Source organism: Endozoicomonas acroporae (assembly GCF_002864045.1).
Classification (GTDB): domain Bacteria; phylum Pseudomonadota; class Gammaproteobacteria; order Pseudomonadales; family Endozoicomonadaceae; genus Endozoicomonas; species Endozoicomonas acroporae.
Map to the genome: position 1 here is coordinate 1 of NZ_PJPV01000135.1, position 14,853 is coordinate 14,853.

Here is a 14,853-nt window from a genome sequence, read left to right on the forward strand (position 1 = left end):
AAAATTCCAGATTTATGTTAGGGGTGCTGAATAGTTACCGTTTTTCTATTGCCGCTGTCTTTTTTCTACTGTTAAACCAGTCAGTTCACGCACTTACGGGTAAAGAGGATATGGATTGCCATCATACGCAGATGGGTTTGAACTCAATTCGTTCAGCTTTTCAGAAGTGGGAATACGGGCGTAAGCATCCGAACATTTATCGTGAACGTGCACCCGAAGCGATGATAGAGCATTACCGACGCTGGCAGGAATACCCTGAATTGCCTGCCCATATCCGTGGTGAAAGGGCAGCTCTGGCAATGGTATCAACCTTTCATCGCTGGAATGAGGCGAGAAAAGGTCGATGTTGCCAGTAGGTTTAACGCTGGTTTGGAGTAATGCCCAGCCCTTTCAGGACTATCCGGGTTAATGTCTCTGTTGCCTGGTCATAGTCAGACTGCTCAAGCGTATCTTTTCCAATGGCCCGAGCTATCTGGTAAGAGAAGTCTGCATAATGCTGTGTGGATGACCAGAGTAGAAAGATAAGGTGCACAGGATCGACCGCATCCATTTTTCCCTGGTCAGACCATGCCTTGAACACCTGTGCCCGTCCCCGAAACCACATCTGATAGTCCTCGCCAAAATACTCTGTCAGGTGCGGACCGCCATTGATGATTTCCTGGGCAAAGAGTCTGGAGGCCAGGGGATTCTTCCGGGAGAACATGATTTTGGTATGGATGTAGGCGGCCAGCGCCTCTTCCGGGTCATCCTCAGGACTGAGGCTGTTAAAGCTCTGATCCCATAGCTTGAGGATATGCGACAGAACGGCAGCATAGAGCGAAAGCTTATTGCTGAAGTAGTAGTGAACGTTGGCCTTGGGCAGGTTTGCCCGTTCCGCGATGCGCTGCATGGTCGTGCCTTTGAAGCCATGGGTCACAAACTCCTGTTCGGCAGCGGCCAGAATGCTTTTTTTATTATTTTCCCGGATTTTCCCGGGACGGTATTTTTTCGCAACTGCGTCCATATGCTCATTCAATCCTGTTCGTGGTGGTAACCTCAGGTGATTGAGAGAAGTATTATTCCTGATACCGGCATGACCCTCAAGGAGTCAGGTGTCCTGTCGGACTTAAGACTGTCCTACGCAGCAGCGGCTCCTGCATTGCTCTAACTCCTGCATCCATGGAGTCGTGCGGTTGTGATAAATTGGTCTAAAATCCCTGCTTCTTCGTCAAATAGCCCCGCTATTCTCCTCAGAATCAGAAATTTATAGGCTCAATTTCTCACAATCCTCGCTACAGATGCTTAAGTCTGACAGGCTCCCGGGCATTATTATTAAAAGGAAAACTATCTCTGGACTTTGGCAATGGGGGTTGGTCAGGGGCTGGTGCCTTAAATATAGGCTCTACAGGGGACATATCGTCTAAATCAGTGATAATGCCAAGCAGGGAGGGAATAGATCCAAAGCTCCATGGTGTGTCAGCATCTGGAGTGCGAAGGGATGTGGTTTCTAACCCGGGGAATGGTAATCCGGAGGTATTTAAAGCTGACCTTCTGTATTGTGATTCGTTGGTATTTGGGGCTGACCCGGTGCTCTCCTGCACAGGAGTGCTCAACGATATAGTTGAGAGTTTTCCTACGGGTACGGGCCACTGTGAACCGGAATTGAACGTCCCCGGATCACACATTGATAGTTGTTGAGGTGTGACTGTTGCCACTGCTCGTGCTGACTCTGTACCTGCTGAGGTCAATGGTGGCTGAACGATGTCAGGCTCAAATGTCGGGTTATCATCTTGCAATAATTGTTGGCATAGGACAGAAAATGCAATACCGGTTTCATTACTAATGCCAGTAGGGCTATTCACCTGAGCTGGGTTGGTGCTAGTCCCGACAGGAACAACGGCCTCAGGGTTTAACGGTGCCAGTTGAGAAGGCCCGGGGTGGATTTTTGCTGTCTGTCCATTTGCAGCCAACATCTCATGTAATAGATCAATGGTAATATCTTTCTGCCTGAGGAGTGTTTCCATTCCCGTTTGGTAGTCCAGCAGTTGATCAGGCGTCATCTGGAGTATATTGACCTGCTGATTAACAGTATGATTGATTGCAGGAACATTTGTTTTCAGGTTATTCATTTCTTTCTTTAATTCATCGACTTCCCGACATTTCGCGTCTGCCAGAGCTTTTGTGCAAATGAGTTCTCTCTGTACTTGTTCTAACTGTTGGTCTTCATCCAGCAGTAGTGCCTGGTGCTGGATAAAAATAATGTCCTGGTCTTTCAATTGGCTGTTTTTATCCTGAGTTGTTGATTGTTGGTAATTGGTCATGTTTTTTTGTGATTGGGTTAAATCATGTTCTAACCGGGTTTTCACTTGATCTAATGAAGTCACATGATCCAGGAGTCGGCAAAATTCTTCATGGCTGGCTTCAGTCTGGGCAGATATTTCTTCAAGATTGCCCTGAGCTCTTTCCAATTCATTCTGTGTATGGCTAGACTCTTGACGTATTATTTTAATGAGTTCTGTTTGCCTGGTCAGAGCATCTTGGGTAAGACTCAGGTCTTGCCCAATAGCTTCTTTTTCCAATATTGACTGTTCGAGATCTGATCTGATCTCAGTCAACCAGGTATTAAGTTTTTTATTTTCTGTACTTAAACAATCTTCATGTGTTTTCAGGGAAGTGACTTCTGTTTGTAGTTGTAAAATACTTGCTTTACTCTCTTTCAGGCTATCTATCAGATTGTTTTTCTCTATTAGCTGTTCACGTTCATTTGATTCTTTATTGGCAAGCTCAGATTTAATATCTTCTAATTCAGATAACAGAGAGCTTTCCTTGTCATTCATCGTTTTTAAATTATTCTCATATCCTTTAACGAGTTCTTCATGGTCTTTCAGCCTGTCCTCAAGTTTGTTTTTTTCTATTAGTTGCTCACATTCATTGGCTTCTTTGTTGGCAAGCTCAGATCTGATATTTTCTAATTCAGATGTAAGAGAACTTTGCCTATCTTGCATTGTTTTCAACTCATTCTCATAAGTTTTAATAATTTCTTCATGCTCTTTCAGTCTGCTGACTTCCGTTTGCAACTGTGACATCCTTGCTTTGCTTGCTTCCAAGCTATCTTCCAGTTTCTTTTTTTCTATTAGTTGCTCACGTTCATTGGCTTCTTTGTTGGCAAGTTCAGATCTGATATTTTCTAATTCAGACAAAAGAGAACTTTGTTTGTCTTTTAATGTCTTCAAATCACTCTCATACGCTTTAATACGTCTTTCATATTCTTTTTTCAGGCTACTTATTTCCGATTGTGACTGTAAAGCACTTACCTCAGTCAATTTCAATTTATCTTCTAGATTCTTTTTTTTTATTAGTTGTTCACGTTCCTTTGTTTCTTTTCTGGCTAGTTCGTATTTAATATTTTCTAATTCGGATAACAGAGAGCTTTGCTTGTCTTTCATTTTTTTCAAATCACTCTCATACACTTTGATGCTTTCCTTAGAATTTAATAGCTCTTTTTTAAGGTGAGTGATTTCTGATTCAAACTTGATTTTTTCATCCTGGTTGCTGGATTCTCTGAGTAATTGGCAAAGAAGTTCTCTCTCTTTTGCTAAAGTTTCAGCATTGTTTTCCAGAACATTAACTTTACCTGCTAATTGTTCTGAGTTTGTTCTGTATTCTGTGATCTGGTCTTTTAGGGATGTCAGCCCTTTATCTTTCTCTTTAATATCTTTGTCTTTTTCTTTAATATCTTTTTCCTTTTCCTTAACCTTTTTTGAGAGTTCTGTGATTCTATTGCTTAAGCTTTTTTGTATACTATAATTACTTTTTAATTTTAAACTTGCTTTATTAAGATCCTGTTTCAGGCTTTTTAGTTCATCCTGATTGGTTTTTTCCTGCCTTTTAAGACTGTCAATTTCTTCTTCCAGTGATCTTGTTTTTTTGGTGTGATTTTGTTTTAGCTCTTCTATTTTTTTTGTTTTTGTTTTTATTTCATTTTGATATTGAGTTTTCAACTCTTCCATCTTTGCACTGCTTTTAAGTAATGTGTCTCTGGAAATTTTGCTTGCTTCTCTTGCTGATTGAATCTCCTTTTCCAGTTTGTTAATCTTTTTTTCCTTATCAGAAAGAGTGTTTCTGAATGATTCTGCCTCTTTAATTGACTTCTGACTTGTAGTTTTTTCTTCCATTAATTTTTGTTGCAGATTTGCAGCTTCTTTCTTTGTTTCTCTTGTTATCAAGCATATAGATTCCACCATGTTTTTCATTGATCTTAATGGCTGGTTCGGTTCTTTATCTCCTGATTTATTCTTTTTTGTTTCTTTTTTTGGTGGACATATTTCACTTATATTTTTCTTGCATTGTTCTTCAATGTTTTTATATTCTTCTTCAAGTTTGCCTAGTTTGTCTTTTAGAAATCCTATGGTATCTGACAGTGATTTTACTTCACCCTCTAACGATATTGCTGACTCTTTTGACAGTTTTAGCTCTTCTGTCAGGCGTTCATTTTCTTTAATTAATGTGAGTTTTTCTTTAATTTCTTCCTCTTTTTTTAACAGTAACAGATTGGCTTCTTCCAGTTTTTCTTCTGTTGCTTGTATTTGCTTTTTATATTCAAAAATTTCTTCCTTGTGATTTTTTAGTTGATCAGTTAATTTTTTGTTTTCATCTGTTATCTCTGTATTATCTGAAGATAGTAACTCTATTTTTTCTACCAGATATGTTTTTTCGTCTGTAAGGTTTGATATATTTTTTTCAGACTCAGTAAGTCTCGATTCAAGTTCAAGATTTATATTTTTTACTATGGATAATTCATTTTCTGAAGAAAAACAATTTTTTAAAGCATCGTAATTTATATCTTCTCCAATTTCAGGATTTTCACTGCTGGGTATAGAGCTAACACCTGGTTTAAATGCAAGTAGAAAAGGAAAAATACTATGGTACTTATGCTCATTTTTCCATAATTCTTCACTTCTAAATTCTTCTTTACTGGTGTTTCTGGGGTCTACCACGATAAAGTAGTAGTGCTTTAAATTCATTACCGCCGCTAGCAGGAACTCATATTTCTCAATATCCTGTGTCATGAGATCGTATTTTTCAGCATGAACAAATGGATAGATCAATGTAGCAAACGTATGTTCAGAGTTAAGCTTATTAGCTGATGAACTTATGTTAAATTCAGTCGTTGCGACCGTCCTTCTTATAGGTACTCCAGTTTCAGGATGAAGATCATCTACTTCATCCATACCGGGCATTTCTGGCATTATCTGAATAAAGTCTTTTAACGCCTGGTGGAAAATATCATGAACTTCGGGTGTACAGTTTTCCTGTTGGGATGGTCTATAACCGTTGTAGGATGTTGCAATCAGTTTAGTGATTGCTCGCCATTGAGATTTACCAAAAAGCTGCAGACCCTTGCTGTCAATGTCTTCAGGTTTGAGAAATTGGTCACAGTGTCTAATACTGATTTTTTTCTTGTCTGATTCGGTTGGCTTTGGGTCTTTCAAGGATGAAGTCAGTTTCTCTCTGAGCAATGCTGCTGATCCTTTCCATCCTTTCCGGCTTATGAATTGTGTTAAAAATATGTCCAGACATTCCCATGCAGTTATTGGTTTTTTACCGGTTTTGTATTCAGTTTCATAAGAGAAGTAATTTTCACCTTCCTTGATGCCTCGTAAAACCATATTCTTTGCCTGATCCCAAAAATAATTAACCGTTGTGATTTTGCAATAACGATCACCCCAGACAATTTTGACTAACTTCTTGTCATTTTCTTTGGTTATATCTTTGCATGACATCCATGCTGCCAGTATATTTTCCTCCATTATGGGGATATCATCACCATGGTATTGGTTACAGAATGCATCCAGAATACTTTTAAAAGCACCCCAGAAATCCCCAAAAATTTTCTTTCCCTTGCCTTGTTTGGGGTCTTCGGTCAGATCTGTAAAAATCTGGTCATGGAGAATGTTTGCCTGCATTGTTATGGGCGGGGTAATTTTACGTGTTTTCAATACCTTTGCACGGGGGGAGAGTTGATCTGAGTCCTGAGACGTGTTGTGACGTTTTCTTGGATTGGTTGAATTATTGCACTCTAGTGCATAACCCATTGTGGATTTTTTTTTCCCCTGTCGACCCCCAGGCTTTTTTTTCTGAGAGGCTTGTGGAGTGAAAAAATCCTGCTTTGCTGCGGATATATCCATAAGTCCCTACTTTTCTCTGAATGGCTGCGTACATCGCTGATGTGTAAATAAGCAATGTAGTGAATTGAACTTAACTTGCTTAGAACTTTCCTATATTAAATGGTTGCTGCTTTTGGTGTGTTAATCAGTGATGATGGCATTTATAAAAGAGCAGACCGAACGACATTAACTTACGCCAGATCTTTGAACTCAAAAATGTCAGAAAGTTCCCTGTACCTGGTTTGGCCTGAAGGCCGCTGGGCGCTCACGACCACCACTCTTAATGTCAGCTGCATGAGGTTAACAAATCAGGACCAAACCAGAAAGGTCAGATTGTTTTTCTCGGAGTTGATCTGAGCAAAAATTGGCTCCCAACCTTGGCATAATCAAATAAGACGTACTATATTACGTACGTAGTTATACAGAAAACAGGAGAAAAGCCCATGAGCAGATACAGCGCCAGCGAAGCCCGTGCAAACCTGTACCGGCTGATTGATGAAACCGCCCAAAACCATAAGCCAGTGCTTATTACCGGCAAACGTAATAACGCCATACTGGTATCTGAAGAAGACTGGAGTGCTATTCAGGAAACGCTTCACCTGCTCAATATACCGGGAATGCGGGAATCCATTCGGGACGGATTGGCCAGTGATATTTCAGATTGCAGTGAGGAGCCCGGCTGGTGAGTTGGAAATTGATATACACCCGTCAGGCCCAAAAAGATGCAAAGAAAATCGCAGCCGCAGACCTGAAAACCAAAGCAGAGGCCCTGCTGCAAATACTGGCGATTAATCCATATCAAACACCACCACCTTACGAAAAGCTGTTGGGCGACCTGAGCGGCGCATTATCGCGGAGAATTAATATTCAACACCGGCTGGTTTACCAGGTACTGAAAAAAGAGAAAACCGTTAAAATCATCAGGATGTGGACACATTACGAATAGTTGGTCACTACCTTAATAAAGGGGATATACACCCTCACTCTCCAACTCGTAACTTGCACCCTGATCACTTTTCACAATACTGACCTCAAATTGATCTTCCTCAAATCGAACCAGCATGTATTTCTGGAACACCGTTGCGCCTCCCAGAAACACAGGGAGGTGCTCACCTGGTCCGTAGAAATCCCACAGGGTGTGAAAATCAACCTGGCCTACAAAAGAGTGCAGGTGACCGGCAAAAATGGCAGAAATTTTATATCGACGCAGGATATCTCTTATCTCATTGGTAAAACCGGATATGTGGTAGTTCAGGATAATATGTTTGCCTTCACTGCTGGCCTGTTCCAGGTCATTGGCCAGCCACTCTCTGGCGGATTGGATAGCAAAATAATCCCTTCGGGTCCTGGCAAAGTTCCAGCCATCCCATTGTGCCGTGTAGGTTGGGTAATTATTGAGTTGAACGAAATGGATGTCACCAATATCCCAGGAATAAGCAAAGCTTTTACTGAATTTTTTTTTCAGTGATGGAAACTCGAAATAAGTCCCCGTGCTGTGATAGTCAAAACTGCGGACATTCAACGTACGCACATGATCTCGCAAATACAGCATCATTCTGGAAGCACAGTTATTCAAAAAGCAGCCATCAACATTGTTGGAAATATCATGATTACCCAGGCCCGGATAGACGTTCATTTTTAATTCGTTGTGGTATAGCTGGTAGTAGGCATCGAACTGCCAGTCATAACCAAAAGCGGTCAGGTCGCCATTGATGACGACGCCGGCCAGTTGTTCTTTACCCAGGTCATCCATTAATGCATTGAGGCTTTGCACATAATTCATATTTTCCTGCCAGGCTTTGTCCTGGTCATCACAATTTTCCTTTGATGATTTGCATGACCATGGATACTGAGGGTCTGACATAAATGCCATATAAAAATCGTGATGGTTGAACGGAATCAACCGCGCATAGGAAAAATTGTCTTCCAGCGCTTCTGCCACATTGCCGGTAGCGTTGAAATAGGTTCTGCACATGCCACTGCCATCCGGTTCATCACAGACCTCCAGTGCCTGATCGGAGGCCAGCTGGATCGGTGTGGCCGAATCATCGGCTTCACACAGAGGCAATAGCTGATCAGAGTAGTGTTGGAGTTCATGCAGGTTGGTGCAGTCTTGTTCTGTCGCCAGGCATTGATTCATGAACACTATGCCCAGGACGAGAGAGGTTAGGCTCTTGAATGCATTCCGGATGGTAAGGTGGGGCATAATGGGCCTCATATTATTGCGAAGTGACTGCGTTATGATTTCCAAATCAATTTTAATTAACTAACACTATGAAAAGGTTAAAAATATATCGACAGATGATGGTTGGATTTGAACAAACCCGGAAAGTCTTTGCTATGCTCCCTCCGTTGTGCCTCGCATAGTAAGTAGCTAACCAGCCCAGGTAGCCAGAAAGTACTCCATTGAATCGTCCTGTCAGCCAGTAAGAGAAAGTCTGGATTAATCAGGCTTTCTTTCCGGTTATAACTGAACTGCTGGCCAACCGGAAGAGTTCGGGAACCAAACTCTAACCCGGTTGTCCATAAAATTGATCGGTCAGTCAACATATCGGCTTTTGATCTGGTCAATCACAAGAATTTTGTTTTCATTTTACGTTCAGGAGTTTACATGGCGAATTCCATCCAGTCACAACCACCTATTCAGCACACTTCCGTCGATGGTCCTGATCAATTATCGTTCGACGGTGCTTTCTGCACCACATCTGTAGCCGCCGAGACGTTCGATTCCCGGCACACCACCACCGCATATGAGCGCCTTCAACTGAATACTCTGGGGTATCCCAAGGAGGAGATTAATATTGGTGAGACGGCACTGCGTGAACGGAAAATTAAACCAACTCCGGTTGAAATTATTCAGGAGCTTGCCAGCAAACGCGTTGATATAACCTCTGCATTTGACACCATCAAAGAGGCTATGGACAAGACTCTCGGCTTCCGTAATCAATCTCAAATGGTCAAACAGGTCGCCAGGTTTGCCGAGTCACTGAAAAAAAGTCTGGACAAAAAAATTGACGAACACCTTACCTCTGCGTGGCCGGAGCAGCAAAAAGTGGCCGAGATTGTCAGCAATTGGCCAGAGTTTCTCAAGGAGTCGGCAACCTACATCCGTTATGGCTGGCCAGTTCTGGCTATTGGTTATGATCAACAGTTCTTATGTGACTTCGGGTCTGCCACAGGAGTCTGCACTCACTACCGTGAATCATACCCGGGTGCCCATCCGCGGATATTTCCTGGTCTTGCAAATCTTCCATATCATAGTTTCGATCCAAAGTACTATAAGAATTATTCTCCAGAGGACTATCAACGCCGTTTTGGTAAGTTTGCCCAACAAGTTCAGGAGTTTGTTAATAACCCTCCGCCAGATTTTCCCAAAATCGATGAATGTTCATTCCTGGAGTATCCGGTCTTTTTCCGTTTGGTCAAGGATATCTGGCTTGACGCATTATCGACTAATAATACCGGAACCATGGAAAGGGTCAGTCATTTGATGGTGTCGTATACGAAGGTCTTACACAAAATGTCTGAATATCGTTCCAAACCCAAACACCACGACTCTCTGGATGCCCAGTTAAGTAGCGCCCATTCTCATGAATTGGGATATGAGGATTTGTTAATTTTAGCCTTTCAGCTGGCTACGGCCCCTGATAAATGGGAGGAAAACTATAAAGATATTTTCCAGCAGTTGATCAGCCATGAACTTTCAAGTGAGGCAAGCGAGCTAATGAAAGGTTATGACCAATGGACGGAGGGTCCCGTTCAGCAAATGAAGGTCAGTCATTGGGCAGAGTCACTGTTGATTCCGAAGACCATCAAAACCTTGCACTTTCTGCAAGATATTATCAACTATATTAATCAGCCACGTGAGGATTTAAGGGGTGGCCCTCGTTCGGTTGCGGATAGTTTCGAATGGAATGACAAAGACTACTTCGATGCAGATACCAGGCAGCTACTGAAACCCATCATTGCAAAAGACCTGGGGAATTTAGGTCCCCTGGAGGAAACTCAAAAGGTGCTTGATGGTTTTTTCAGCAACAAGGTCCCCAAGTTAGCATAATTAAGTAGCTGGCCATATGGAATCATATATTTCTGGCTACTTGGGCAGGTGCTATGCGAGGCACAACGGAGGGAGCATAGCCGTAGCTATGTGACCGGAGTTGTAACGAAGCAGAGTGCCTGAACAAGGAGTCAGAAATATATGATTTCATATGGTTAGCTACTTATCCCGTTGCGTTCAGAAAGACCTGCACAAAAAAGGATCGAATTTACTGTAATGGTACCCCAATATTTTTAATGGGTTTTGGAATTGGATAACCACGAAGGTCAAAAAGAGCACGGAGAAAGGAAATCTTTTCTTTGTGCTCTTCGTGAACGGTCCCGTCTTCGTTTGGTTAACTATTTCGATAGATAATTGTTGGCTTTGAACAAACCCGGAAAGCATTTGCTATTATGGATTGGGTCTTAATTAGCATGGATCTTATTTATGATTAGCTACAGAAAAAATAGCTACAGAAAAATAGCTACGAAAATAAATAGCTACGAAAATAAATAGCTAAGAAAATAAATAGCGTTTTTAACAGGGTTAAATGGATATTGCATCATAATCCGGCACTGCCGAATAATCATATATGGATTGAATAGAGATAAGACTTATGACGAAAGGAAAGTTAGCAGGAATAATCCTGTCAGGTTTTATTGCCTCGGCCTGCTCTCAGGAAACACGTTTTAATCTTGACCAGAGCGATACGTCCGAAAATCCCATGTATCACAAGCAAAGTGTTGAAGAAATTCTGAACACATCGGACGATGAAGAACTGGTTCGGATTTCCGGTGAAATTGTTAAGAAAATCAAAGGGAAAATATATCTGTTTCGTGGTGAAACCGGTGAGATTAAGGTACTTATTGATGATTCAGCCCTGCCCGATCAAGAGGTTAAGCTGAACTCTCCCACCATTATTAAAGGTGAGGTGGATAATCCACCCGACAGAGCCCCCAGGGTTGAGGTGGATGCTATTCATTATGTCTTTTGATAGCTATCTGCCGCTCATACAGTCCCTCAGGAACGCGGCGGCCAGAAATTATTCCATTGAATCGTTTTATCAGCCAGTACGAGAAAGTCTGGATTAATCAGGCTTTCTTTCAGGTTATAACTGAACCGCTGGCCATCCGGATTAAGAAACAATCCGCCTGACCCTTCAACAACCGCCTGAACAGCCCCGGTATCCCATTCCGATGTAGGGCCAAGTCTGGGATAGATGTCAGCCTGACCCTCAGCAATCAGGCAGCTTTTTAATGCACTGCCAACTTTCCTGGATATAAGGCCCGGATACACAGCTTTCAGTGCGTTAAGGTAGTGACTGGCCTGTTCTGTGCCATAACTGCGGCTGCCAAGAACGATGACTTCCTTCTCCGGAGCGAACTTTCTGGGGCGGATTTCATTGGCAACACCATCGTTAACCTGCTTCCACGCGCCCAGACTTTTACCTCCCCAGTAAGTGGTATCCGTCGCCGGAATATGCACGATGCCAAGGAGCGGGTAGTTATTCTCAATCAGGGCAATATTGACTGAGAATTCACCATTGCGGTTAATAAACTCTTTGGTTCCATCCAGAGGGTCAATCAGCCAGTAACGATGCCAGTTTCTTCTTTCCTGCCAGGAGGGATGGTCAGACTCTTCAGAAAGCAGAGGGTATGTAACCGGTAAACCTTCCAGGCCATTAACGATGACTGCATTGGCCGCCAGATCAGCTTTGGTGACAGGCGTAGTATCCGCCTTGGTTTGTACCCCAAGATCATCCTGCTGATAGACGGCGAGAATACCTTTTCCTGCCTCTCTGGCAATGTGTACTAACTCAGGAATTAAAGACTCAGAATCGTTCATATCTCGCACTCTGGCAAAGGTGGATCAGGCCCAGTTGGCCTGAGTTGGCCGGTTTTATCAACCCAGTCACCCGGCTTGAAATTGTTCGCGCACCATAAACAGGGCTGCGATCACTCTTGCTTCCGTATAGTCCGGTCGGGCACACAGCGTCATTAGCTGATCAAATGAAAACGTCTCATCTAATGACTTTTTTCCCTTGTGACTTTTTCCCTTGAAGTCTAAGTAAGTAGTTAACCAAATATTATTATCCGATGTTCTATTGAAAAAAATCCTTTTATGGTTCGGCTTTGATATGAATAGTGCTAACGGTGTTAAATGTGCAATATGTTATGACTCAATATGTTGTGACTCAACAAAATACAAAAGCATCGAGCTAATATGCGGACATGCTTTTGGTAAATCATGCATGCGGAAATGGGTGGAAAGTTCCAACCAAAAAAAATGCCCTATCTGTACAAATCAATTAACTGATAACAAGTTAAAAGAGATAAAAAATATCCCATTGCAGGAGCGTGTGGTCATTATTTCGGAAAAAACGATTATACTTACTCGCCGAACTATTTTGGAGTTCGCCCCCGCGTTTGCTCTCTGGGGTGCTTTCTTAGTGGCTGCTTTATGGGCTGCAGTCGGGGCTGATGACGGGGCTGTTGCCGGGGTTGTCTTGATTACTCTCCCGACCGCCTCGATTACTGCCGGGGCTGTTGCCGGGGCTGTCGCAGCTGCTGCCGGGGTTGCCAGGAATATCGGGACTGCTGCCGGCGCTGCTGTCGGCGCTGCTGTTGGCGCTGCTGTCGTGATTGGCGGGCTTGCTGTCGCTGCTGTCGGGGTTGTCGGGGCTGCTTCCGGGGGTATCGGGGATGCATGTGTGGTCGGTGCTGCCTCCGGGGTTGTCGGGGCTGCTGCCGGGTGTATCAGGGATGCATGTGTTGTCGGGGCTGCTGCCGGGGGTATCATCGGTGCTGCTTCCGGGGGGTTTGTCGGGGGGGGGGCGGCTGATTTCGTATATTGCCAACAGGAATGGAATCCAGTAGTTGTGTGAAAAAATTCCTTCAGGGTGAAAGGTATCCCGTTAGAGCAAATGGCAAAGTTCTCTAGCTGAACAATTCCTCCGCCCCCGAAAGTAAGAGGACTGGCTACTCGGGAGTTTCCAGTACCTACAATGCAGTTGAGGATTTCCGGGAACTGTTTATTTCCTGGGAGCCTGTCGGACTTAAGCGTCCGTCTAGGCGACCCCGTAGCGAGGATTGCGAGAAATTGAGGATAAAAATTTCTGCTTCTGAGGAGAATAGCGGGGCTATTTGACGAAGAAGCAGGAATTTTTAGACCAATTTATCGCAACCGCAGTAGGACAGTCTTAAGTCCGACAGGCTCCAAGGGGGGACCGAATGAGTAATAGTGAAAAGATCAGACTTGATAAATGGTTATGGGCAGCACGCTTTTATAAGACCCGCAGTATTGCCAAAGAAGCCATAGATGGTGGCAAAGTGCACTTGAATGGTCAGCGGTGCAAGCCAGGCAAAGAGCCCCGGGTGGGTGATGTGATAAAACTTCGTGCTGGCTGGGATGAGCGCATTGTTATCGTTAAGCAGCTCAACGATAAGCGGCAGAAGGCCGAGCTGGCCCAGCAGCTTTATGAAGAAACGCCTGAGAGCCTTCAGGCCCGGGAAGAGGCCGCCGCGAATCGAAAAGCCTTGCGAGGTGCCATACCCAGACCTGATCACCGTCCGGATAAAAAGCAGCGTCGTGAGATCCTGAAGCACAAGGCGGATTACTGATTCCGGTGGTTTCCATCGGTATATTGTATGGCGACTTTGATCGCTTCCGTCAGGCTGACTTCGCTGGCCTGACCGGTACCGGCGATATCATAGGCGGTTCCGTGATCCACCGAGGTTCTCAAAAAGGGCAGGCCACAGGTAATGGAAACCGTACGTTGAAAGTCCACCATCTTGGTGGCGATATGGCCCTGGTCATGATACATGGACAGCACCCCATCATAATCGCCGTTAAGTGCCTGATGGAAAACGGAATCAGCGGGAATGGGGCCAGTGATATTCCACCCTTCCTTCCTGGCCCGCATCACCGCAGGCTCAATGGCACAGACTTCTTCATCTCCAAACAGCCCGTTCTCGCCACAGTGGGGGTTCAAGCCGGCCACAGCCAGCGATGGCGAAGGGATGTCCAGGGACTTGAGAATCTGGTAAGACTTGACAATGCCCTTGAAAACCCTGTCTTCAACAATGGCATCACAGGCCTGCCTGAGCGACAGATGGCGGGTAAGAAAGAAAACCCTGAGCCCGGCAACCTGGAAGAGCGTAATAGGGTCATGGGTGTGAGTCAGTGATGCCAGTATTTCCGTATGGCCAATATGAGGAATCTTGGCCGCTTTGAGCGACAGCTTATTGATGGGTGGGGTAACGATGGCACTTTTATTATGCTGTTGAACATAGTGAACCGCCTGCTCAATAAACTGGTATGCTGCCGCGCCGGATGCCGCTGAGATTTTCCCGAACATAATGTTGTCGATATTTGTGATCGGGCAGTCAAGCAGGTTGATTTGTCCGGGCTGATGCAAGTCAGGAGTCGTTTGTTGAAGCAACCGGAAGCTGACCTTCTTCCTGCACAGGCTGGCGGCCTGTTCCAGCCATCGAACATCCCCCATCACCACTGGCCGACAGGTGCTGGCAAGCTCCGGGGCACATAGTGACTTGATAATGATTTCTGCGCCGATACCGGCTGGGTCACCCATGGGGATACAGATCAGGGGAGGCATTTCGGCTATCGGCCACACCGGGACCGTCTGCAAGGCTGGAGACTCATATCAGCTTA

At 44.1% G+C, this 14,853-nt stretch carries 12 protein-coding genes and 1 pseudogene; 8 read left to right on the top strand and 5 right to left on the bottom strand.

Annotation, left to right across the window (positions count from 1 at the left end; genetic code table 11):
- Nucleotides 1-356, top strand: a 356-nt coding sequence (locus CX664_RS18550) for a hypothetical protein (protein WP_219622233.1), incomplete at its 5' end; no start/stop codon positions are given.
- A 2-nt stretch (nucleotides 357-358) separates the two neighbouring features.
- Here the strand turns inward: CX664_RS18550 and CX664_RS18555 are convergent.
- Entirely contained in the window at nucleotides 359-1,003 is a 645-nt protein-coding gene (locus tag CX664_RS18555) for a TetR/AcrR family transcriptional regulator (protein WP_101748170.1), read from the bottom strand.
- Nucleotides 1,004-1,271: 268 nt separating this feature from the next.
- Nucleotides 1,272-6,167, bottom strand: a complete 4,896-nt coding sequence (locus tag CX664_RS18560; RefSeq protein ID WP_101748171.1) for a coiled-coil domain-containing protein — start codon at nucleotides 6,165-6,167, stop codon at nucleotides 1,272-1,274.
- 422 nt (nucleotides 6,168-6,589) lie between these two features.
- Here CX664_RS18560 and CX664_RS18570 point away from each other — a divergent pair, with 422 nt between their 5' ends.
- Together CX664_RS18570 and CX664_RS18575 are read left to right on the top strand one after the other, a co-directional pair.
- Nucleotides 6,590-6,832, top strand: a complete 243-nt coding sequence (locus CX664_RS18570; protein ID WP_101748173.1) for a type II toxin-antitoxin system Phd/YefM family antitoxin — start codon at nucleotides 6,590-6,592, stop codon at nucleotides 6,830-6,832.
- Nucleotides 6,829-7,092, top strand: a complete 264-nt coding sequence (locus CX664_RS18575) for a Txe/YoeB family addiction module toxin (RefSeq protein ID WP_101748174.1) — start codon at nucleotides 6,829-6,831, stop codon at nucleotides 7,090-7,092. Before CX664_RS18570 ends, CX664_RS18575 begins: the two co-directional genes overlap by 4 nt.
- A gap of 12 nt (nucleotides 7,093-7,104) precedes the next feature.
- Here the strand turns inward: CX664_RS18575 and CX664_RS18580 are convergent, their stop codons facing one another.
- A complete protein-coding gene (locus CX664_RS18580; protein WP_180966548.1) occupies nucleotides 7,105-8,286 on the bottom strand; it encodes a metallophosphoesterase in 1,182 nt (393 codons plus the stop codon).
- 471 nt (nucleotides 8,287-8,757) lie between these two features.
- Between CX664_RS18580 and CX664_RS18585 the strand changes: the two genes are divergently transcribed.
- Both CX664_RS18585 and CX664_RS18590 read left to right on the top strand, forming a co-directional pair.
- Nucleotides 8,758-10,203 (top strand): hypothetical protein, encoded by a 1,446-nt coding sequence (locus CX664_RS18585; protein ID WP_101748176.1) that lies wholly within the window; start codon nucleotides 8,758-8,760, stop codon nucleotides 10,201-10,203.
- 595 nt (nucleotides 10,204-10,798) lie between these two features.
- The gene (locus CX664_RS18590; RefSeq protein ID WP_101748177.1) at nucleotides 10,799-11,176 is read left to right on the top strand and encodes a NirD/YgiW/YdeI family stress tolerance protein; all 378 of its coding nucleotides are present in this window, start codon (nucleotides 10,799-10,801) and stop codon (nucleotides 11,174-11,176) included.
- Nucleotides 11,177-11,202: 26 nt separating this feature from the next.
- Here CX664_RS18590 and cysQ read toward each other — a convergent pair whose 3' ends face one another.
- Nucleotides 11,203-12,027 (bottom strand): 3'(2'),5'-bisphosphate nucleotidase CysQ, encoded by an 825-nt coding sequence (cysQ, locus tag CX664_RS18595; protein WP_101748178.1) that lies wholly within the window; start codon nucleotides 12,025-12,027, stop codon nucleotides 11,203-11,205.
- Between the two features lie 292 nt (nucleotides 12,028-12,319).
- Here cysQ and CX664_RS28275 point away from each other — a divergent pair.
- The 3 genes and pseudogenes from CX664_RS28275 to hslR form a co-directional block, all read left to right on the top strand.
- Nucleotides 12,320-12,469, top strand: a pseudogene (locus CX664_RS28275) (RING finger domain-containing protein); the annotation flags it as partial.
- Between the two features lie 162 nt (nucleotides 12,470-12,631).
- Nucleotides 12,632-13,066: a hypothetical protein gene (locus CX664_RS27565; protein ID WP_241693439.1), complete on the top strand. Its 435-nt coding sequence runs from the start codon at nucleotides 12,632-12,634 to the stop codon at nucleotides 13,064-13,066.
- A 346-nt stretch (nucleotides 13,067-13,412) separates the two neighbouring features.
- Nucleotides 13,413-13,802 carry a ribosome-associated heat shock protein Hsp15 gene (gene hslR / locus CX664_RS18610; protein WP_101748180.1) on the top strand — a complete coding sequence of 130 codons (390 nt, stop codon included), beginning with the start codon at nucleotides 13,413-13,415 and terminating at the stop codon, nucleotides 13,800-13,802.
- Here hslR and pdxA read toward each other — a convergent pair.
- On the bottom strand, nucleotides 13,796-14,815 hold the full coding sequence (gene pdxA / locus CX664_RS18615) for a 4-hydroxythreonine-4-phosphate dehydrogenase PdxA (protein ID WP_219622234.1): 1,020 nt from the start codon (nucleotides 14,813-14,815) through the stop codon (nucleotides 13,796-13,798). The genes hslR and pdxA overlap by 7 nt on opposite strands.
- Between the last annotated feature and the right edge of the window lie 38 nt (nucleotides 14,816-14,853).

Excerpts from the sequence above, each read along its gene's own strand:
- CX664_RS18555 (WP_101748170.1), bottom strand. The coding sequence starts at position 1,003 with ATGGACGCAGTTGCGAAAAAATACCGTCCCGGGAAAATCCGGGAAAAT.
- CX664_RS18560 (WP_101748171.1), bottom strand. The coding sequence starts at position 6,167 with ATGGATATATCCGCAGCAAAGCAGGATTTTTTCACTCCACAAGCCTCT.
- CX664_RS18570 (WP_101748173.1), top strand. The coding sequence starts at position 6,590 with ATGAGCAGATACAGCGCCAGCGAAGCCCGTGCAAACCTGTACCGGCTG.
- CX664_RS18580 (WP_180966548.1), bottom strand. The coding sequence starts at position 8,286 with ATGAATCAATGCCTGGCGACAGAACAAGACTGCACCAACCTGCATGAA.
- CX664_RS18585 (WP_101748176.1), top strand. The coding sequence starts at position 8,758 with ATGGCGAATTCCATCCAGTCACAACCACCTATTCAGCACACTTCCGTC.
- CX664_RS18590 (WP_101748177.1), top strand. The coding sequence starts at position 10,799 with ATGACGAAAGGAAAGTTAGCAGGAATAATCCTGTCAGGTTTTATTGCC.
- cysQ (WP_101748178.1), bottom strand. The coding sequence starts at position 12,027 with ATGAACGATTCTGAGTCTTTAATTCCTGAGTTAGTACACATTGCCAGA.
- hslR (WP_101748180.1), top strand. The coding sequence starts at position 13,413 with ATGAGTAATAGTGAAAAGATCAGACTTGATAAATGGTTATGGGCAGCA.